14 protein-coding genes are annotated in these 19,709 nt (G+C 58.4%); 13 read left to right on the top strand and 1 reads right to left on the bottom strand.

Going from position 1 to position 19,709, the window contains the following annotated elements; translation table 11 throughout:
- Positions 1-57 precede the first annotated feature (57 nt).
- The 10 genes from AC3A5O_RS03045 (at position 58) to AC3A5O_RS03000 (ending at position 16,219) form a co-directional block, all read left to right on the top strand.
- Positions 58-636: a plasmid pRiA4b ORF-3 family protein gene (locus AC3A5O_RS03045; RefSeq protein WP_305468880.1), complete on the top strand. Its 579-nt coding sequence runs from the start codon at positions 58-60 to the stop codon at positions 634-636.
- Between the two features lie 616 nt (positions 637-1,252).
- Positions 1,253-1,612, top strand: coding sequence for a DUF6124 family protein (locus tag AC3A5O_RS03040; RefSeq protein WP_305468882.1), 360 nt, complete (start codon positions 1,253-1,255; stop codon positions 1,610-1,612).
- Between the two features lie 455 nt (positions 1,613-2,067).
- Positions 2,068-2,628: a hypothetical protein gene (locus tag AC3A5O_RS03035; protein WP_305468884.1), complete on the top strand. Its 561-nt coding sequence runs from the start codon at positions 2,068-2,070 to the stop codon at positions 2,626-2,628.
- Positions 2,629-2,701: 73 nt separating this feature from the next.
- Positions 2,702-3,721, top strand: a complete 1,020-nt coding sequence (locus AC3A5O_RS03030) for a hypothetical protein (protein WP_305468886.1) — start codon at positions 2,702-2,704, stop codon at positions 3,719-3,721.
- 64 nt (positions 3,722-3,785) lie between these two features.
- Complete coding sequence (locus AC3A5O_RS03025; RefSeq protein ID WP_122567620.1) at positions 3,786-4,379, top strand: hypothetical protein; 594 nt, start codon at positions 3,786-3,788, stop codon at positions 4,377-4,379.
- A 167-nt stretch (positions 4,380-4,546) separates the two neighbouring features.
- Entirely contained in the window at positions 4,547-5,578 is a 1,032-nt protein-coding gene (locus tag AC3A5O_RS03020; protein ID WP_305468888.1) for a histone deacetylase family protein, read from the top strand.
- 12 nt (positions 5,579-5,590) lie between these two features.
- Positions 5,591-6,691: a polyamine ABC transporter substrate-binding protein gene (locus AC3A5O_RS03015; RefSeq protein WP_122567622.1), complete on the top strand. Its 1,101-nt coding sequence runs from the start codon at positions 5,591-5,593 to the stop codon at positions 6,689-6,691.
- A 188-nt stretch (positions 6,692-6,879) separates the two neighbouring features.
- Positions 6,880-11,496 carry a dermonecrotic toxin domain-containing protein gene (locus AC3A5O_RS03010; RefSeq protein ID WP_487752838.1) on the top strand — a complete coding sequence of 1,539 codons (4,617 nt, stop codon included), beginning with the start codon at positions 6,880-6,882 and terminating at the stop codon, positions 11,494-11,496.
- A 123-nt stretch (positions 11,497-11,619) separates the two neighbouring features.
- Positions 11,620-15,267, top strand: coding sequence for a dermonecrotic toxin domain-containing protein (locus AC3A5O_RS03005; RefSeq protein ID WP_487752837.1), 3,648 nt, complete (start codon positions 11,620-11,622; stop codon positions 15,265-15,267).
- Positions 15,268-15,412: 145 nt separating this feature from the next.
- The gene (locus AC3A5O_RS03000; RefSeq protein ID WP_487752836.1) at positions 15,413-16,219 is read left to right on the top strand and encodes a hypothetical protein; all 807 of its coding nucleotides are present in this window, start codon (positions 15,413-15,415) and stop codon (positions 16,217-16,219) included.
- A 43-nt stretch (positions 16,220-16,262) separates the two neighbouring features.
- On the opposite strand, the gene pdxR is transcribed toward AC3A5O_RS03000, so the two are convergent.
- Positions 16,263-17,810 carry a MocR-like pyridoxine biosynthesis transcription factor PdxR gene (gene pdxR, locus AC3A5O_RS02995; RefSeq protein ID WP_487752835.1) on the bottom strand — a complete coding sequence of 516 codons (1,548 nt, stop codon included), beginning with the start codon at positions 17,808-17,810 and terminating at the stop codon, positions 16,263-16,265.
- A gap of 100 nt (positions 17,811-17,910) precedes the next feature.
- Between pdxR and AC3A5O_RS02990 the strand changes: the two genes are divergently transcribed.
- From AC3A5O_RS02990 to AC3A5O_RS02980, 3 genes are read left to right on the top strand one after another with little or no spacing between them, the layout of a single operon-like run.
- Positions 17,911-18,552 (top strand): FMN-binding negative transcriptional regulator, encoded by a 642-nt coding sequence (locus AC3A5O_RS02990; protein ID WP_487752834.1) that lies wholly within the window; start codon positions 17,911-17,913, stop codon positions 18,550-18,552.
- Between the two features lie 2 nt (positions 18,553-18,554).
- The gene (locus AC3A5O_RS02985) at positions 18,555-19,001 is read left to right on the top strand and encodes a GNAT family N-acetyltransferase (protein WP_305468895.1); all 447 of its coding nucleotides are present in this window, start codon (positions 18,555-18,557) and stop codon (positions 18,999-19,001) included.
- Between the two features lie 10 nt (positions 19,002-19,011).
- Positions 19,012-19,683, top strand: a complete 672-nt coding sequence (locus AC3A5O_RS02980; protein ID WP_122567628.1) for a GNAT family N-acetyltransferase — start codon at positions 19,012-19,014, stop codon at positions 19,681-19,683.
- The last annotated feature ends 26 nt before the right edge of the window (positions 19,684-19,709 follow it).

The following is a 19,709-nucleotide window of genomic DNA, read 5'->3' as shown; positions in this document are numbered from 1 at the left end:
CTGCCGCCCTGAGACGTGTCTCTCACACTCACAAAACACTGCGAGGCTGCCTGACCCATGGCTAAAATTGTTCCCTTGCCTAAGCCCGAGCGCGACTTGTTGCTCCTGCACATCGAGCTGAAGTGGATGACTCCAACGATTTGGCGTCGGTTCGCAGTGCCTGAAAACATTACCTTGGGCAGGTTGCATCAGGTGATCCAGATCGTGATGGGTTGGGGCGATTACCATCTGCATGAATTTGAAATTGCCGGTGAGAATTACGGCGTGCCCGATCCTGATGGCTGGGGGCCGCCGGTGAATCTGGAAGCTCGTAAAACACTGATCAAGGCACTGAACGGAAAGCGGACATTCAATTATCTCTATGACTTCGGTGATGAGTGGCATCACCGTATCAAGGTCGAAAAAACATTACCCGCTACTGCCTGTCCTCAAGTGCCGTACTGCCTCGAGGGCGCCAATGCCTGCCCACCGGAAGACGTGGGTGGAGGGCCGGGTTACGAAGTGTTTTTAGAGGCCATGACCAACCCCGAACATCCCGAGCACGACGCTACGGTGGAATGGTACGGGGAGATCTTCGACCCGACGTTCTTTGATTGCGAACGCGTGAACCAGTGGTTAAAACGGATCAAGGTCTGAGTGGCAGGCGGGTGTAGTGCGGATGCTTACCTCAGATTAGGTAGGTAACGTGCTGCCGCCATCGCGAGCAAGCTCGCTCCCACAGGGGTTGGCGGTGTGTGCTCATTCTGGGATCAGCTCGGGACGGTCAACGACGCTCAACCTGTGGCGAGGGAGCTTGCTCCCGCTGGGCTGAGTAGCAGCCCCAAAACGGCCGGCGCATTCCTACAGAAAAACCGCTGCCCCACCGGGTGAGAGCCACGCTTCCTCGCCCCGAATCCTGGGCATTACGAAGGCTTGTTTATTCTCCCTCCGCCCCCCTTCCACCAAGCTACGAATCCTTGCGCCATTGCCTACAACTACGCCAGAATCCGCCCGCTTGTGCGCCTTGCCCATGGGTTCTATCGTTTCCCTGCCACTGCCCATCAGTGGTCGGGTTTAGTAGCCCGAGGTTGTGTCAGTAAGATGCACGAGCACTCCATCCAAACAGGTTCCTAACCTGTCCTTGATGGTGGCTGTGCGCAGGGCGCTTCGGCGCGCCGGCAATGCTGATCTCCCCGGTCTACTAACCTGCGTACAGCCGCCACCCTTCTTTTAGTAGGGAAGAGGTTGCGGCTTAACCATGGAGTATCAGCACATGTTCAAGCCAACACCGAATCCCCCCGAAGCAGATCGCAGCTCTGCGTCCACCAAATCCAAAACTAAGAAACAAGACGAAGCAGAAAGGCGCGCCTTGGATTTTTACCTGCAACCGAAACCGGAAAAACCCGAAGATGCATCCAAACCGGGCCAGCTCTTCACCGTGGCAAAAAACGCCGACAACGAATGCCTGCTCGCCAACCTCAGCGAAAACCTGGCATCCGCCGACGCGATGATCAGCAACCTGGCCTTCGACCTGGAAGGCCCCCGCCGCCACATCGCCCTCGGCATCCAGCAATTGATCGAGATGAGTTCATTGCTGGCGAACCGAGCGCTGGATAACGTCGACCCTCGCTAACCGCTACACCACCCGTGGCGAGGGGATTTATCCCCGCTGGGTGGCGAAGCCGCCCCAAAACAGGCTGGCGCATTTCTTCGGAAATACCGCGTCGGCCGGTTTACGACGGCTGCGCCGCCGAGCGGGAGCAATCTCTGGCCACGGACCGTGTACACCCTTAGTCCGGGCATATAACGTGCTACCGCCATCGCGAGCAAGCTCGCTCCCACAGGGGATTGGGGCTGGGTACCCACTCTGCGACCACCTCGGGATGCTTAGCGACCCGGCCTTTGCGCTGAGTGGTTTCGCAAAGCCCTACGCGCCTTGGAATAAAGCGCGTCGCAAATCAGTCGAGATTCACTCAATAAAAAAGAACCATATTATTATTTATGAACCAATCTTGATAATTTGGTTTTTAAGGCGCAGGATGATTCCATCTCCTCTGCTTCGGAGGAACGCTACTGGAGTTGTTCCCTATGAGCGATGAAAAGGCCGAAACGGTCTCCTACACCCTGCGCAACCTGAGCAGCAGCTTGGACAAGACCATCGCCGCTGTGGCCAGTACGCTTGGCAAATCGAAAAACACCTTGATCCTTGAGACCTTGGAGCGGGAGTTTTACAACTACATCACCACCTACGCCCGGTCGAATTTGCTGGTTTCGGCGATGGATGCCGAGCTGGCGAAAAAATTCGGAATCGAGATTCTTCCGGAGTGGTATGAAAGCGTCCACACCATCCAATATGACCGCTACCTCAGTACCGAACTTAAATTGGACAGCATCGATAAGGTGGATGCTGTGTTCAAGGGGAACCTCCCGTTGCTTGAGTTGCGTGCCAAGCAGTTGGTAGACAAGGGTTACCTGAAACTGCCACGGGGCATCTCCTTGACGTTCGCCTTGTTCATCGAAATCGCCAAGCAAGATGAGGTGCTTGTTCGCAAGATTCACAAAGGACTGTTCGGAATCAGTGAGAACTTCTACGAATACGTGAACGACATTCGTAAAGCCCTTTCGCTTCCCGCTATCAAGCCTGAATAGCCAATGCCAGAGCTACACCTCATTCACCCTGCTGATTTCGTTCACCTAATAGATGAACAAGGAACTATGACGCATGCTACTCGACCACCTTAGTGAAATTACCGACAACCAACACTACCTTGTAAAAACAAGTATTCACTACGACGAATACCTGCACTCGCTAAATAAAATCCTCAACGCTCTTCAGGCTAAAATAGGCGAGAAGAAAATCAATCGTCTCATCCGAGACAAATTACAAGTTCGCGCCGGAGCTTTTAACGAGAGTCAATATATACAGGCTGCCTGCGAGCTGACAGCCATGAGCGAGTTCATCGACTATCCAGATGCGGCATTCGTCTACGAAGATAAAATCACTCCCCCTAAAGACGTAGACTTCAGCGTAACGGTCAAAGGAAAAAAATATAATCTGGAAGTAAAATGTGCCTCTTACAAAGATGAGACACGCCTCCCTGACGAAGTGACGCTTACGTTTTCAAATAGAATGCCAATCCGCGAACAGGCGCTTGGAGAGGTGGGTGAGCGCCTGATGTCGAAAGGCAAAATTGTCAAAGAAGGGAAAAATCTAGATAACGTAATGAAAGATTTTCTTGAGTCCACCCAAGAAAAAGTCAAACAATGCAGAACAGACGACACCAATATATTAATTGTATGCTGTCACGACGAAATTGACATGCAGCTGTGGCGTGGGTACCTATTTGGGGAGGGTGGATTCTTTACTGAAAGCAGCCCAATCGGACACGAACGATTCGATCACGTAGATTTCGTTCTATTCACCAACACTTATAACAGACACTTCCAATATTTCAATGATCCGAGGGTATCCAATCACTGGAGCCTCTCTTCCTCTTTTAATTTACTGTACCCGAACAGATTTTCAAAAAAAAGCAAGTCTATATCCGTTGAAAGCGGACGAGAAAAGCTAAGTGAACTAAATAAAATATTTCCCAACCACAACATAAAATTCGAAGACTACCTGAAGAACCAGGAAGATGTTCCTTCTGGAGAAAAAAAAGCGACGAAGAGCTTCCTTGGCGTTGCTTGGTACGCCGACAAATTCAAGGCCAACAGTGTTTTTTATTTTCGACAGAGCTGAGTCACGCGCCCTTATGTGATCAAGACATTATCAATGACAAGCAAGACCACTTGAGTACCTGTAAATGGCCACTGTTCCTGACGTTTTCATTATTGAAACATTAAACCCTGACGATGAAGGCAATGGTCGCTTCGAAGGCAGCGTTATTTCTTCAGTCTTGAGGCTACACGAAAAAAAACCAATATACTGCTATGTCAGGACGCGGGATCAGTTCATCGAAGCTGTTACAGAGTTCGGAAAGTCGAGATATCGGTACCTACACATCTCAGCTCACGGGAACAAACATGGATTATTTACCACCAATCAGGACAAGGTGAGTTATATAGATCTTGCAAAAATCCTGGCACCTCACCTGAAGAAACGTCGCCTCTTCTTATCCGCTTGTTCCATGATCCATGAAAAATTTTTATCTGCACTTTTCTCTACTACCGAATGCATCTCAATTGTGGGACCTCGCAAGGCATTATACTTTTCTGACGCAGCGGTGACTTGGCCCGCCATTTACCATCTTATGTTTTCTGAAGATACTAAAGGCATGGCTCAAGCTCATCTTAAAGAACAGCTAGCCCATGTCCGCGCTCTTTTTAAAATCGACCTGGCTTATTGCTCAAAATCAAAAAAGAAATGCGGCTATACTCATAATCTCTTGCCTGATTAACACCGCCCCCATGCCCCAACCCCGCGCACACCCGCGCCAACAAGGGGCGATTTACGGTCAAACCTTTTGGCCATTTCGATCCCCTTTTGGCCTCTCCTGCCGTTCTCCAAAACCCCGCACACCGCAAGACTGTGTCTAAACCGACCAGCCTTGCGGAGAACAAAAAAATGCTGACGATCTACTCAGACGATCACCACCTGCACCACGGCCGCTGCGAGTTGATGGACGGGCAATTGATGCCCTGTTTCGAGATGCCGTCCCGGGCCGATCATGTGTTGGAGCGGGTCAAGACGCAGGGGCTGGGGCCGGTGGAGGCGCCGCAGGATTTTGGCTTGGGGCCGATCCAGCGCATCCACAGCGCGGCGTACCTGGAATTCTTCAAAGGCGCTTGGGACCGCTGGGCCAAGTACAACCGCGACGGCGATTTGTTGCCCTTCACCTGGCCAGCGCGGACCTTTCGCACAGTCATACCCACCAGCCTGCACGGCCAACTGGGTTATTACAGTTTCGACGCCGGCGCGCCGATCACCGCTGGCACGTGGCAGGCGGCCTACAGCGCCGCGCAAGTGGCCCTCACCGCCCAGGCGGACATCCAGCGTGGTGCGCGCAGTGCCTTTGCCTTGTGCCGCCCACCGGGGCACCACGCTGCCGGTGATTTGATGGGCGGTTATTGCTACCTCAACAACGCCGCCATCGCCGCCCAGGCCTTTCTCGACCAGGGCCATAAGAAGGTCGCGATCCTCGATGTGGATTACCACCACGGCAACGGCACCCAATCGATTTTTTACGAGCGCAGCGACGTGTTGTTCACGTCGATCCACGGCCATCCGGAGGCGGAGTTTCCGTTTTTCCTGGGCTATGCCGACGAGCATGGCGAGGGCGAAGGTGAGGGTTTCAACTTCAACTATCCTTTGCCGGCGGGCTCAGGCTGGGACACCTGGAGCGCGGCGCTGGAGCAGGCCTGCGGGCAAATCCGGGGTTACGACGCCGACGTCATCGTCGTGTCCCTGGGCGTGGACACCTTCAAGGACGACCCTATCTCGCAGTTCAAGCTCGACAGCCCGGACTACCTGGCGATGGGCAAACGCATCGCGGCGCTCGGCAAGCCGACGCTGTTCGTGATGGAAGGCGGTTACGCGGTGGCAGAAATCGGCATCAATGCCGTGAACGTTCTTGAAGGTTTCCAAAGCGCCCCATGAGGAAATAACAGCATGAACAGACTCAAGCGTTTAATGGCTCCAGCCGTGTGCGCCGCGCTGCTTTGCGGCGCTGTCCAGGCCGAGGAACGCACCTTGCGCGTCTACAACTGGTTCGACTACATCACGCCCAAGGCCTTGGAGGATTTCAAGGCGCAGAACAGCCAGGTCAAGCTGGTCTACGACATCTTCGACACCAACGAGGCCCTGGAGGCCAAGCTGCTGACGGGTAATTCCGGCTATGACGTGGTGGTGCCGTCCAACGTGTTCCTGGCCAAGCAGATCGAAGCCGGGGTGTTCCAACCCCTGGACCGCAGCAAGCTGCCGAACTGGAACCACCTCGATCCCAAGCTGATGAAGCTGATCGAAGCCAACGACCCGGGCAACAAGTTCGCCGTGCCCTACATGTACGGCACCATCCTGATCGGCTTCAACCCGGACAAGGTCAAGGCCGCCCTGGGCGACAACGCGCCGGTGGACAGTTGGGACCTGATCTTCAAGGAAGAGAACATCAGCAAGCTCAAGCAGTGCGGCGTGGCGCTGCTCGATTCGCCGTCGGAGATCCTGCCCCTGGCCTTGCAGCACCTGGGCCTGGACCCCAACAGCAAGAAGCCGGCGGACTACGCCAAGGCCGAAGCGCTGATGATGAAAATCCGTCCGCACATCACCTATTTCCACTCATCCAAGTACATGGCTGACATCGCCAACGGTGATATCTGCGTGGCGGTGGGCTACTCCGGCAGCTTCTCCCAGGCGGCCAACCGCGCCAAGGATGCCAAGAACGGCGTGACGGTGGACATGCGTCTGCCCAAGGAAGGCGCGCCGATCTGGTTCGACATGCTCGCCATCCCCAAAGGCGCGAAAAACCCGGACGACGCCTACACCTTCATCAACTATTTGCTGCAGCCGCAGGTGATTGCGCCGGTGAGTGATTTTGTCGGTTATCCGAACCCGAACAAGGACGCCACCGAGATGGTCGACCCGGCGATCCGTGGCAACCCCAATCTGTACCCGACTGAAGCGGCCATGACCACGCTCTACACTTTGCAACCGTTGCCCAGGGATGCCGAGCGTGCACGCACGCGTGCCTGGACGCGGATTAAATCTGGACAGTGAGGTTGACTGCTTTGTGAGCGCTTCGCGCTCAAGCGGGAGCAAGCTCCCTCGCCACGGGGTTGGCGTGCGCCATAGGAGTACGGCGCGCTATACATAGTTACCACCTTCCCTGTCTTGTGCCGCCCTAGCATGGAGTCCCCCAGCGTTTCGCTCCGGGACTCCACGTCGCACAAGTCAGGGAGACTCCGATGACACAAAGCTCTGCACCCACACGCCTCAAGCCCGCAATCAACCCCAAGGACGCCGTGCTCAACCGGTTGCTCGCCGGCCCCACCTACCCCGAGGTGGCCGCCATCCTCCTGCGGGACGGCCTCAAGAAGCTCTACCCCACGCTCAACCTCGACCCCCACACCACCGTGGTCGGCGAGCCGGCCTGGGACATCGTCGACGGCGAAATCGTCGAACGCCAGACCCGTTATGAGACCCTGAGCGACATGCTCGCCGGGCTGTTGATCGACAGCGGCCCGACGCTGCTGATCGAAGGGTTTCACTTTTTGACCCAACTCCCCCTCACGTCCCCCGATGTGCATTTGCCGGTGCGTATCGACCAGATCGGACGGCTGATCAACGAGCTGCAGCCGGCCATGCTGACGGCCTGCCAGGAACAGCAATTGGCCTATTGGAATGCCTCCGTGGGCGATGCCGGCCCGCGCTGGCATGAACTCTCCAGTGCATTGCGCACCGCCTGGGACGTCAAGCGGGTCAAGGGTTGGAGCGAGGCTGAATGCGCCATGGCCAGGCATTTGTTCCGTTATCCCGACCGGCAAGGCCGCCAGGACAATAACCTTTATGACGCCCATGCCTATCTGATCGACATCGACGGCATCGACGGCGATCAAGTGCAACGCATGGATGACAACACCATCGTGGTGCTGATCGGCAAGATCGACAACAAGGAAGTCATCCTCAAGTACTCGATCGTCAACAGCTATGAGAGGTTCGAGACCCAGCAGGCCTTGGGGCAGTCGCTCCCCGCCCACTTGGCCCCGGACAGCTACCGGAAAATCCAATGGCGGCTGTATGAGCCCGACGGCAATATTTTCGATTACAAGGCCTGCGGGATGATCGCCGAGCAGGTCAAGATCATCGGTGCTTCCAACGTCCCGGACATGTTGACGTTCCGCGAAAACAGCCAGGCCCCCGGCGTCGATGCCAATGACGACCTGGTGGAGGTCTGGTTTCAAAAACAGATGCCCCATTGGTTGCAGGCAGCATCGCCGTCCGACCAGGTCCTGTTTGCCCAGCACATGAAGAACCTGTCGATCTTGAGCCACGCCCACGCCGGCAAAACCTACCTGGACGATATTCCCGCCATCAAGGCCTTTGCGTTGAACGCACTGAAAACCCAGATGACCGCCGACCATGCCGATGCCGCGAAGCTCGATCTGGAAACCATCGAGATCGAGGTGCGCAGCCCGGTCATCTGGGGGAGCTTCGTGGTACCAGGCAGGGTCGACACGGCCCGGTTCAGCCTGGTGGAGCTGGCCTTGCAAAACCTGATCGCGCTGCCCCTGGGCAACAAAACCGTCAGGTCGCTGGACGACAGTGAATTACCCGAATGGATGACCGTCGCCTACCTCGAAAACCTCATCACCCAGGCCGATATCGGTCGCGTTTATCCTGAGCTGGTCAAGAGCAAGTTGCTCGACGATCCAACGGAGTCGGCCCGCCGCGAAAAACTCTACACCGACCAGTTGCGCATTCAGCTGCCGATGCTGGCGCTGGAAAGCAAAATCCGTGGCCAGGGTAACCTGGACGAAAAGGGCTACCGTTACGTCGCGGCCCTGATGGAGCCTGACGAAGCCGATCGCAAGGTGGACGGCAACCCTATCGTCCTGCGCCAACTGGCCTTCGTCCCGGAACTGCAACTGGGCAACTCGGAGGACGTGGTCACCAATATGTTCGTCATCGGGCCGCAGGATTCGAACGCCGGGCCCTGCCTGTTGTATCGACCGATGCTCGAACCGCAGTTGTGCCAATACCCGTCGTTCAGCAACCTGCTGTATGCAATCAGGCAAACGCCGGCCTTGCGCCAATCGGTGCTGGCCTGGTTGCCCGATGGGGTGCGTGACGATTACGGCCGCTATGTGTTCCCGGACCTGCTCCCCTCCCCCTGGAGCATCGTGGCGTTCGTGGCCGCGCCGTTGACGTCCTTGGCCAATAGCGGGCCCATCGGCTTGACCGACAAGACCCTGGGAACGGATTTTCTGCCGCTGTTGTTCAAGGCCAACGCCGAAGCCTTGGTCGAATTGGCCGATCGTGAATCGATCTCCAACCACGAGAGTCGCTGGCAGACCTTCAAGCGTGCCGGCTGGCTGATCCTGAACCTGGCCTTGCCATACCTGGGAACAGCCGTCGGCACCGCAACGTGGCTCTGGCAAATCCTCGACGAGATGGAACAGTTGACGCAGAGCCGCGAAGGGGCCGACAGCCAGGCCAAGTGGGAGACGTTCACCGACCTGCTGTTGAACATCGCTCTGGCGATCATTACCCACACCATCGACCGCGCCAGGGCCGCCCGACGTCCGCGCCGGCCAGAGGCACCGGAAGTAGTGGTGCACGAAAACCTGCCCAAGCCAAAACCTGAGTTCGTGATAGAGCAACGAGCACCGCTTGCCAGCACGACGTTGCCAACCGAACACTACGCGACCATTCGCTCCAGCGGCGCCTTGGTGGGCCGGTCGAGGGAGAGCGCCAAGCTGCTCGACAGCTTCAGCCTCGAAGCGCCCCAAGACCCAGGCCAGCGCCAGACCGAGGGCGCGCTCAAAGGGCTCTATGAGCAGGCCGGCGACTGGTACGCCAACCTGTCCGGCAAATGGTTCAAGGTGCTGGTGGAGGGCGAACAGGTGTCGATCATCGATGAGAAAGACCCTGCCCGCGCAGGCCCTCCCCTGATGGGTGATGCACAGGGCGAGTGGCACGTGGATACGCGTCTGCGTCTACGCGGCAGCGGGTCGCAAGGGATCAGGCAGAAAGTCATCGCCGCAGCGACACGTCGCCGAATCGAGCTGTTGCTGGAACTGAACCTGTTCGAGGCCAAGAAGCCGCAGCACCAGAAACTGCTGACCATGCAGGCGCAGGAAATGAACGAGGCGACGGGCGCGGCCAAGGAAACCAAGCGCGACACCTACGTCAACACCTTGAAAGCCCAGCGGGAAAACTACGAACAAGCCTTGAAGATCCTCTTGGAATGGCCGGTGTTCCAGTCCCGGCCCGACTACCCTCGCACCCGGCTCGGCTACCTGAACGCGCAGGTCAACTTCACCTTCGTGGAGATGGATGCGCTGAACGAACGCTTCACCCCGGTCATGGGCAAAGCCAAGGCCATGATCACCTCCGGGGTCAAGGTGCTGGAGCAAGCGCATATCGATACTGCCGAGAACATGATCCGCGTCGGTGACGACATGATCGAGCGCCTGGACTACATGGAGACCCGCTTCGCCGAGCTCAAGGAGGTGGGTCACGAAGGTTTCGAATTTGTCCGACGACACCGTAAAAAGATGCCGCTGTACACGAGTGACGACCTGCAACTGATCAAGATCGACATGTTTCGCCACCTCTGCCTGTCCCTTGAAAGTGTCGAGTCGATGCCCGAAGGCTGGGAGGCCATCAACCAGATCGTCGATAACGCCACGGTGGCGTTCCAAAGCCTGCGCGACGCGATCAATGAGCGCAGCGTGATCCGCTTGGACGAGCAGATCGACGCCTTCGGCAGCCTGATCGAACAGTTCACGGCTATCGACGAGCATCTCCAATACCTGGCCAATGAATACAAGGGCAGCGCCCGCCCGATACAACTCACTCGATTGCGCACCGGGATTGGCCTGGTCAAAAAACGCACATTGCGCCATTTGGCCGCCGCCCTCGATGAACGAAGCAACCGGCGCATCGCGAGCTCGCCTTACGATCTGCGCCCAAGGCCCCGGAAAAAATTCATCCGGGCGCGCTTCTGGGGGCTCGTCAGTGGCGAACCGCGTTTATCCAAAACCCTGGAGGAAACCGATTGGGTCGACGTGAAGAATCCGTTTTCGGGCGAGATCATCGTCACGTTCCACCGCAAGGAAACCGGCGAATGGATTCCTCACGTCAAGCCCGACGCCACGCCGGCCGCCGTCCCGGCATTGGCCACCAGCATCATCAAGGGCACCGACCTGATCAACGGATTGACGGCGTTCAAGGCACAGATCGAGCAAACCGTAGAACAGACGCACCAAACGCCCGCCGGCATCGGGATGATCCTCAACGCCCATGCCGGCAGGATGGAAAAAGTCAGCGCGGCCATTCAAAAGGCCCTCGACCAGGCGCAAGGCGTCGAGTCCAACGAGACCGCTGAGCTTCCCGCCGTACAACGGCGCTCGGCCGAAGCCTTGCGCCTGCAATTGGAAAAGGAGGCGAGCGCGCTACACGTCCTGGGGTTTGAAACCGTACTGAACGTCATCAAGCGTCGCCCGCCGACCATGAGTAGCGTCATCTGGCTTAAAAGCCGCAACCAGATTTCCATTACCAAACAAAAGACCCGGCAACGGATCAAGACCCCGCCGTACGGCTACCTCGACCGGTATGAGATCAAGGACCTGAAAACCAATAAAACGCTGTGGTTCGCCGATTTCCGTTACTCGACCAACTGGGTGCCGGCCTATGCGTTTCTGTCCGGGCGCTTGAAAACCCTTGAGCAAATCGACCAGAAAGTCTCCCCGCTCGTCCCCACCAAGGCGTTCAACCAGCGTCAATTGATCGACCATTACCGCAGTGAAATTGCCGCGGACCAAGCCAAGGAGGTGTTCTTCCAGAAAAAACACGGGTGACCAGCACGCCGTACGGCTGCGTATACATAGTTACCACCTTCGCTGTCATGCCCCTCCCTAGCATGGAACCCCCGAAGCACTCGGTTTCGGGGATTCCACGTATCACCAGACAGGGAAAGCCAAATGACAGAAACCGTCACAACCACCATGAGTTTTACCTCCGAAGTCACCCTCAGGGAGGCGGTGCTCAATCAAATGCTTGCAGGGCCCACCTCCCCGGAGGTTGCCAGCCTGCTGCTGCGCAAAGCCCTCAAGAGAATGTACTCGACGCTGGACCTCGATCCACACAATACGGTGGTCGGCGAACCGAATTGGGACGTCGTCGACGGCAACATCGTGGAGCTTCCCACCCGCTATAAATCCCTCAGCGACCTGTTGGCCGAGCGTGTAGGCGAGAGCGAGTCGACCTTGCTGATCGAGGGGCTGCATTTTTTGACAAAGTTGCCCCTCACTTCTCCGCCGGTGCATCTGCCGGTGCGTATCACCCTGATCGGGCTGCTGATCAACGAACTGGTCCCCGCCATGACGTCCGCTTTCCAGGAACAACAACTGGTGTACTGGAACACGCCACTCGGCACGACCGGCCCTCGCTGGCATGAGCTCTCCAGCAACCTGCGCAAGATCTGGAACGTCAGCCAGGTCCCGGGCTGGACGGCGACTGAATGCGACATGGCCAGGCAGTTGTTCCTTTACCCGGACCTGCAGGACCGCAAGCGCCATGACCGCTATGACAGCCATGCCTATTTGATCGATATCGATGAAACGGACGGCGATACGGTCAGCCGCGTGAACGAAAACTCGATCGTGGTCTTGATCGGAAAGATCGACCGCAAAGAAGTCATTCTTACGTACTCGCTGCGCAACGGTTATGAAAAGTTCGCTTCACTAGAGGCGTTGGGTCAATCCTTGCCGACTCATCTGAACAGTGCCAACCGCACACAAATCCAGTGGCGGCTCTATGAACCCGACGGCAATGTTTTCGATCACAAGGCCTGCGGGTTGATCGCCATGCAGGTCAAAGTCATCGGCGATCCCGGGTTCCTGGAAGGCCTGATCGCCGACGAGAGCGAACAGGCGGACAACGACGGACCGAACAGGAATAACGAACCTGCCGAGGACTGGTTTCAGAAACAGATTCCCGGTTGGTTGCAAGCCGCGTCGACATCCGACCAGTTCCTGTTCGCCCAACACTTGAAGAACCTTTCGGCGCTGAGCAGCGCCCATGCCGGCAAGACCTACCTGGAGGGTATTCCCTCCATCAAGCAGTACGCGTTGAACAGGCTCAAGCAGCAGATGCTGTCGGACCATGCCGACGCCTCGACCCTCGAGCTGGAAAACATCGAGGTCCAGATACGCAGCCCGGTGGTCTGGGGAACGTTCGTGGTCCCCGGCAAAATCCAGACCACGCGGTTCAGCCTCGTTGAGCTGGCCTTGCAAAACCTGATTGCGCTGCCCCTGGGGGACAAAATAGTCAGGTCACTCAACGGCCATGCATTGCCCGAATGGATGACCGCCGATTACGTCGAAAGCCTCGTCACCCAAATCGACATCGGTCGCGTTTATCCCACCCTGATCAAGAACAAACTCCTCGACGATCCGGCCGAATCCACCCGCCGCGAAAGCCTCTACACCGCTCAGTTACGCATCCAGTTACCGCTGCTGGCGCTGGAGAGCAAAATCCGGGGCCTGGGGGACATCGATGAACGGGGTTACCGTTATGTCGCCGCGCTGATGGAGCCCAAGGCCTCCGAGCGCCAGGTCGATGGGCAAACCATCGTCCTGCGCCAATTGGCGTTCGAATCCAAGCATGCACTGAGCACCTCGGCAGACGTCGTCACCAACATGTTCGTGATCGGCCCGAAAGAGCCGGATGCCGGCCCCTGCCTGCTTTATCGTCCGTTGCTTGAGCCGCAGCTGTGTCAGTACCCGGCGTTCAGCAACCTGATCTACGCCATCCGGCAAACCGCCTCCTTGCGCCAATCGGTACTGGCGTGGCTGCCCGATGGGGTACGTGCCACTTACAGCCGGTTCGTTTTCCCCGGCGCCCTGCCTTCGCCTTGGGCCATTGCGGAGTTTGCGGCCGACCCTGTGTCGTCGTGGCTCAATAGCGCCCCCATCGGTTTGAGCGAGAAAACCCTGGGGGCTGATTTCCTGCCGCAGTTGTTCAAAGCCAACGCCGATGCCTTGGTCGAGCTGGCCGATCGGCAATCGGTGTCCAACAGCGAAAATCGGTGGGCCACCTTCAAACAGGCCGGCTGGTTGATTTTCAATCTGGCGCTGCCTTACCTGGGCAGCTCCGTGGGTACCGCGGCCTGGCTCTGGCAAATCCTGGACGACCTTGAAACGTTGACCCAGAGCGACGAAGCCTCCAACCGCCAAGCCACTTGGGAAGCCTTCATCGACCTGCTGCTGAACATGGCCATGGCGATCACGACTCACGCCATCGACCGCGCCAGGGAAAACGCGGACAGCCGTCGACCGGCGGCGCCAGCGGTCGTGCATGAATCGCAAAGCCCGACAAAACCTGAACTCGTGATCGAGCGGCTCGCCCCGTTAACGCAAAAGAAACCGTCACCTGAGCACTATGACGCCATCCGCGCTAGCGGTGCCTTGACAGACCAACCCGCAAAACGCGCCAAGCTGCTTGAATCCTTCAGCGTGAGCGAACCTGAAAACGCCGAACAGCCCATGATCGAAGGCGCGCTCAAAGGGCTCTACCAGCAGGGCGGGAACTGGTACGCAAAAATCGCCAGCCAGTGGTTCGACGTAACGGTGGAGGGCGAGCATGTGTCCATCGTCGATGCAAACGAGCCCACGCGCACCGGCCCTCCGCTGATCAATGATGCGGCAGGCGAATGGCGTGTCGACACTCGCCTGCGTTTGCGCGGCAGCGGGTCAAAAGGTGTCAGGCAGAAAGTCATCGCGGATGCGAAACGCCTCAGTAACCGACTGCTTGCCGAATTGAACCGGTTCGAGGAAAGGAAAACCCAGAACCAGAAGCTGCTGACCATGAACGCCAAGGAGATGAGCCAGGCATCGGGCGCTTCCAGGGAAGCCCGGCGCAACGTTTATTTGAGTACATTGAAAACCCAGCGGGAAAGCTATGAAGAAGCGTTGGAGATCCTGATTCAGTGGCCCGTCTTCCAATCGAGGCCCGACGCACCTCAAGCCAGGCTCGGTTACCTGAACGCGCAAATCAACTTCACGTTCGAAGAGATAGACACCTTACAGGAGCGATTCGCCCCGGCCCTGAAAACCGCCGTAGACATGACCACCTCGAACATCGAGCACGTGGAGCAAGAACACGTTGATGCCGCCGACAGCATGATCAGGATCGGTGACGACATGATCGAGCGCCTGGATTACATGGAGACGCGCTTCTCCAGGCTGAGGAAGGTCGGGCGCGAAGGCGTTGAACTGCTCCGGCAACACCGGGGGAGGATGCCGTCCTACACGAGCGATGCGATTCGGCTCATCCAGTTGGACATGTATCGCCACCTCTGCTTGTCACTGGAAAGCATCCCCGACATTCCCGAAGGCTGGGCCGACATGAACCAGCTTGTCGATAACACCACGATCGCATTTCAAAGCCTGCACGACGCCATCGATGAACGCAGCGTGATCCGCCTGGACGAGCAGATCGATACATTCGGCAGCCTGACGGAGCAGTTCACCGCCATCCAAGAACATCTCCAATACCTGGGCGAGGAATACAAGGACAGCGTCCGTAACCGAACTCAATCGACTGGGCAGGCAGGTCGGCAATCTTAAAAAACGGGCGTTGAATCAGTTGGCCCGCGCCCTCGATGAAAGAAGCAACCGGCGAAGCGAAGCCGGCCCTTATCGGGAACGCCCAAGGCCCAGGAAGAAATTCATCCGGGCGCGTTTTTGGGGCCTGGTCAGCGGGGAACCCCGTTTGACCAAGACCCTGGAAGAAACCGATTGGGTCGATGTCAAACACCCTCTCACGGATCGCATCATCGCCACCTTCCATCGCAAGGAAACCGGCGAGTGGCTGCCCCATGTGAATACCGATACGCCGTTGGCCGTCCCGGCGCTGGGCACCAGCATCACCAAGGGCAAGGCGCTGCTCGACGGATTGATGGCGTTCAAGGCGCAGGTCGAGCAATACACGAAGAAACCAGAGCGGTCGCCCACCGGTATCGGCCTGCTTCTGAATGCACACGCCAACCGAATGGAGAAAGTCGCCATCGCGATCACCAAGGGCCTGGACAATGCGTCGAACGAAACGGTGGGCATTTCGGCAGATCAACAACGTGTGGCGCAATCCACGCGCACGGCACTCAAGAAGGCATCGAAAACCCTTCACGACGAAAGCTTCGAAACCGTACTGAACGTCATCAAGCAGCGCCCGCCGACCATGAGCGACATCATCTGGCTTAAGAGCCGAAACCAGATTTCCATCACCAAGCAAAAAAATCGACAACGCATCAAAGTCCCTGTGCATGGCTATCTCGACCGATATGAGATCAAGGACCTGACCACCAATAAGACTCTCTGGTTTGCCGATTTCCATTACTCGAGGAACTGGGTGCCGCCTCATGCGTTCCTTTCCGCGCGTTTGAGAACACCTGAGCAGGTCAGTCAAGGGATAAGCGTCGAGTCCACCCAGGCACTTAATCAGCGGCAACTGATGGAGCATTACCGCAGCGAAATTGCCGTGGATCAGGCCAAGGAAGTGTTTTTTTCAAAACAATCATGACGGTAAAAACCAGGGCATCCACAGATGTCCTGGTTCCGCGTCTTCAGATTTTCCAGGCAGTTGCCAGGTTCGCCAGCGCGACGGCTATCGCCGCTGGCGGGACCGCTGCGAACCCCAGCACCAAGCCGGCGCGTACCTGGGACGACGTTGTCGCCGGCAACCAGTAGCTACTCAAGCCATTGACTTCCACGCCTGCGCTGACCGCTTGGGCGATCAGCTCGTGCTCACGTTCAATGCTGTCCACCGGCACCGTGACATGGAGCCCGGCCACCACCGTGGGCATGGCGCCGACACCCGCAACGGCCTTCGGCCAGCCCGCCAGCAACGCGTCCCGCCGGGCCAGGGCTGCCCTGCGCATCCGCCGGATATGCCGCTGGAAATGCCCGGCGGCCATGAACTCGGCCATCACCGCCTGGGTGCTGACTTCGGAGTGGCGCACGTCCACGGCGCGGCGCCGGGCGAAGGCGTTGACCAGGCCTGGCGGCAGCACCAGGTAGCCCAGGCGCAAGGCCGGGAACGCCACTTTGCCGAACGTGCCGACGTAGAGCACCCGCCCCTGGCGATCCAGTGCCGCCAAGGGCGCCAGGGGCGCGCCGCTGTAGCGGTACTCGCCGTCGTAGTCGTCCTCGACGATCCAGCCGTCGTTGCGTTCGGCCCAGGCCAGCAGTTCCAGGCGCCGTGGCAGGCTCATGACGACCCCGGTCGGATACTGGTGGGACGGGGTGACGTAGGCCAGCCGACAGTGGCTCAACCCATCGAGCGCCGTGCAATCCAAACCATCGCCATCCACCGGCACGCCCCGGACATCGGCACCGGCAACGGCGAACGCATGTCCGGCCGCGCGATAGCCGGGATTTTCCACCGCCACGACGTCGCCCGGGTCCACCAGCAGCTGTGCACAAAGGCTGATGCCCTGCTGTGCGCCACTGGTGATCACAATTTGTTCAGCCGTGCAGTGCAGCCCCCGGGAGCTGCGTAAATAAGCGGCGATCAGCCCGCGCAAGCGCGCATCCCCTTGGGAATCGCCATAACACAGCTGTTGCAGGTCCGGCTTGCGCCAGAAAGCCGCATTCAGCTTGGCCCAGACGTCGAAAGGGAACAGATCGAAAGCCGGCACACCGACCCTGAATGCTCGCGGCGGGCCACTGGGCGGCTGGGGCAAATGGTGGTTTTCGACACGATTCAACGCACCGCTGTGGATAACTTTACTGGATGGAATCACAGGCAAATCGAGCCAGTCTGTGGATAAGGCTGTGGGTAAGCCTGTTGAAAACCCTGTGGATACTTTTGTGGATATGTTTTTCAGCGGCAATGTTGTCGAGGACAGTTTCGCCACGTAAGTACCGTCACCGACCCGCCCTTCGATGAAACCCTCGGCGTAGAGCTGGTCGTAGGCGCGCACCACGCTGTTGCGCGAGATCGACAAGGCCGCCGCCAGGTCGCGGCTGGCCGGCAGGCGCGTGCCGCTGGCCAGGCGTCCGTCCAGCACCCGGGCACGCAACGCCTGGTAAAGCTGGCGGCTGAGCCCTTGGCGGCGGTCCAGCTCGATGCCAGCAGGGTTGAACAACAGTGGCGGCGCGGCGTTGTGCATGACAGTCCTCAGGAATGGACCTATCGAATTGGCCAGAAGTGGCTCTTACAACAGACCAATAGCCTGCCTAGGATGCTCGCATTCGCCAAGGAAAATCATCATGTACAACCCCAAAGCCTTTGTCGTCGACGACCTGCCCCAGTTGCACCAGATGATGGGCGATTGCCGCTTGGCCGTGTTGGTCACCCACGGTGAACACGGTTTGCAGGCCAGCCATTTGCCGCTGTTGCTGGACACGCAACAGGGGCCGAACGGCAGCCTCTACGGGCACATGGCCCGGGCCAATCCACAATGGCGCGACCTGGAAGCCGGCGCCGAGGCCCTGGTGATATTCGCCGGTTCCGACGCCTACGTCAGCCCGGGCTTCTACCCGAGCAAGGCTGAACACGGCAAGGTCGTGCCGACCTGGAATTACGTGGCCGTACACGCCTACGGCAGCGCCGAGGTGTTCAGCGACGCCCATCGCCTGCGCAACCTGGTCAGCGCCCTCACCGACCGCCACGAAAGCGCTCGCGCCCTCCCCTGGAAACTCGATGACGCACCGGCCGAGTACATCGACAGCATGCTCAAGGCCATCGTCGGCTTCGCCCTGCCCATCCAGCGCCTGGAAGGCAAGCGCAAGCTCAGCCAGAACCGCAGCCCCGAGGATGTCGCTGGGGTACGCAACGGCCTCGCCACCAGCCCCGACCCGCAGGACCGGGCCCTCGCCCACCTGATGCCTGAACAATCGTCCAAGGAGTGAACATGAGCCAACTCGACATCCGCCGCGTCAGCGCCGACGATCACGCCGCCTGGCTGCCGTTGTGGCACGCCTACCTGCGCTTCTACAACACCGAACTGCCGGAGGCGGTCAGCCAAAGCACCTGGCAGCGCTTGCTCGATGAGCGTGAACCGACCCATGCTGCCCTGGCCTGGCAGGGCGACACGGCGGTGGGCCTGGTGCACTTTATCTACCACCGTTCGAACTGGAGCATCGAGAACTCCTGCTACCTGCAAGATTTGCTGGTGACGGAACAGCGCCGTGGCACCGGCGTAGGTCGCCAGCTCATCGAATTCGTCTACGCCACCGCCAAGACCGATGGCTGCTGCAAGGTGCACTGGTTGACCCACGAAACCAACGCCACGGCGATCCAGCTGTACGAGCGCATCGCCGAGCGCCCAGGCTACATTCAATTTCGCAAAGCCCTTTAAGGAGCGCCTTATGTCGACTTCACTCGCTGATTGGAAAGGTGTCCCGGCGCCGTCTGCGCAATTGCTCGAAGGGCGTTTCATCCGCCTGGAAAAACTCGACCCGGCGCGGCATGCCGATGGCCTGTGGCAAGCCCTCGAAGGCCCCGGCGCCGACCCGAAACTCTGGGATTACTTGCCCTATGGCCCGTTCAAGGATCGCGGCGCGTTCGATGCCTGGCTGAACAACCACGCCGCCAACACCGACCCGTACTTCTTCAGCGTGATCGACCGCGCCAGCGGCGAGGTGCAGGGCATTCTCAGCCTGATGTCCATCGTCCCGGCCCAAGGCCGCATCGAGATTGGCCACGTGACCTTCGGCGCGCCGATGCAGCGCTCGCCGAAAAGCACCGAGGCGGTTTATCTGCTGGCCAAGGAGTCGTTCGCCTTGGGTTATCGTCGCCTGGAGTGGAAATGCAACAACGCCAACGCTCGCTCCAAATACGCTGCCGAGCGGCTGGGGTTCACGTTCGAAGGCGTGTTCCGCCAACACATGGTGGTCAAGGGCCAGAACCGCGACACCGCCTGGTACTCGATGCTGGACTCGGAATGGCCCACCATCGGCGCCGGGTTCGAGCGCTGGTTGAGCGACGAGAACCAGCGTGAGGACGGGCAAGTGCGTGGTTTGGTGGAGTGTCGATCCTAAGTCAGCTACCGACCACCTACCCTATG

Source organism: Pseudomonas sp. Soil_N_39, assembly GCF_057655955.1.
The sequence above is the reverse complement of the archived record's forward strand: the minus strand, read 5'-3'. Positions and strand labels throughout refer to the sequence as shown.

Coding starts and splice junctions, on each gene's coding strand:
- AC3A5O_RS02980 (WP_122567628.1), top strand. CDS start 19,012: ATGTCGACTTCACTCGCTGATTGGAAAGGTGTCCCGGCGCCGTCTGCG.
- AC3A5O_RS03010 (WP_487752838.1), top strand. CDS start 6,880: ATGACACAAAGCTCTGCACCCACACGCCTCAAGCCCGCAATCAACCCC.
- AC3A5O_RS03030 (WP_305468886.1), top strand. CDS start 2,702: ATGCTACTCGACCACCTTAGTGAAATTACCGACAACCAACACTACCTT.
- AC3A5O_RS03020 (WP_305468888.1), top strand. CDS start 4,547: ATGCTGACGATCTACTCAGACGATCACCACCTGCACCACGGCCGCTGC.
- AC3A5O_RS03040 (WP_305468882.1), top strand. CDS start 1,253: ATGTTCAAGCCAACACCGAATCCCCCCGAAGCAGATCGCAGCTCTGCG.
- pdxR (WP_487752835.1), bottom strand. CDS start 17,810: ATGCACAACGCCGCGCCGCCACTGTTGTTCAACCCTGCTGGCATCGAG.
- AC3A5O_RS02990 (WP_487752834.1), top strand. CDS start 17,911: ATGTACAACCCCAAAGCCTTTGTCGTCGACGACCTGCCCCAGTTGCAC.
- AC3A5O_RS03025 (WP_122567620.1), top strand. CDS start 3,786: ATGGCCACTGTTCCTGACGTTTTCATTATTGAAACATTAAACCCTGAC.
- AC3A5O_RS03005 (WP_487752837.1), top strand. CDS start 11,620: ATGACAGAAACCGTCACAACCACCATGAGTTTTACCTCCGAAGTCACC.
- AC3A5O_RS03035 (WP_305468884.1), top strand. CDS start 2,068: ATGAGCGATGAAAAGGCCGAAACGGTCTCCTACACCCTGCGCAACCTG.
- AC3A5O_RS03015 (WP_122567622.1), top strand. CDS start 5,591: ATGAACAGACTCAAGCGTTTAATGGCTCCAGCCGTGTGCGCCGCGCTG.
- AC3A5O_RS02985 (WP_305468895.1), top strand. CDS start 18,555: ATGAGCCAACTCGACATCCGCCGCGTCAGCGCCGACGATCACGCCGCC.
- AC3A5O_RS03045 (WP_305468880.1), top strand. CDS start 58: ATGGCTAAAATTGTTCCCTTGCCTAAGCCCGAGCGCGACTTGTTGCTC.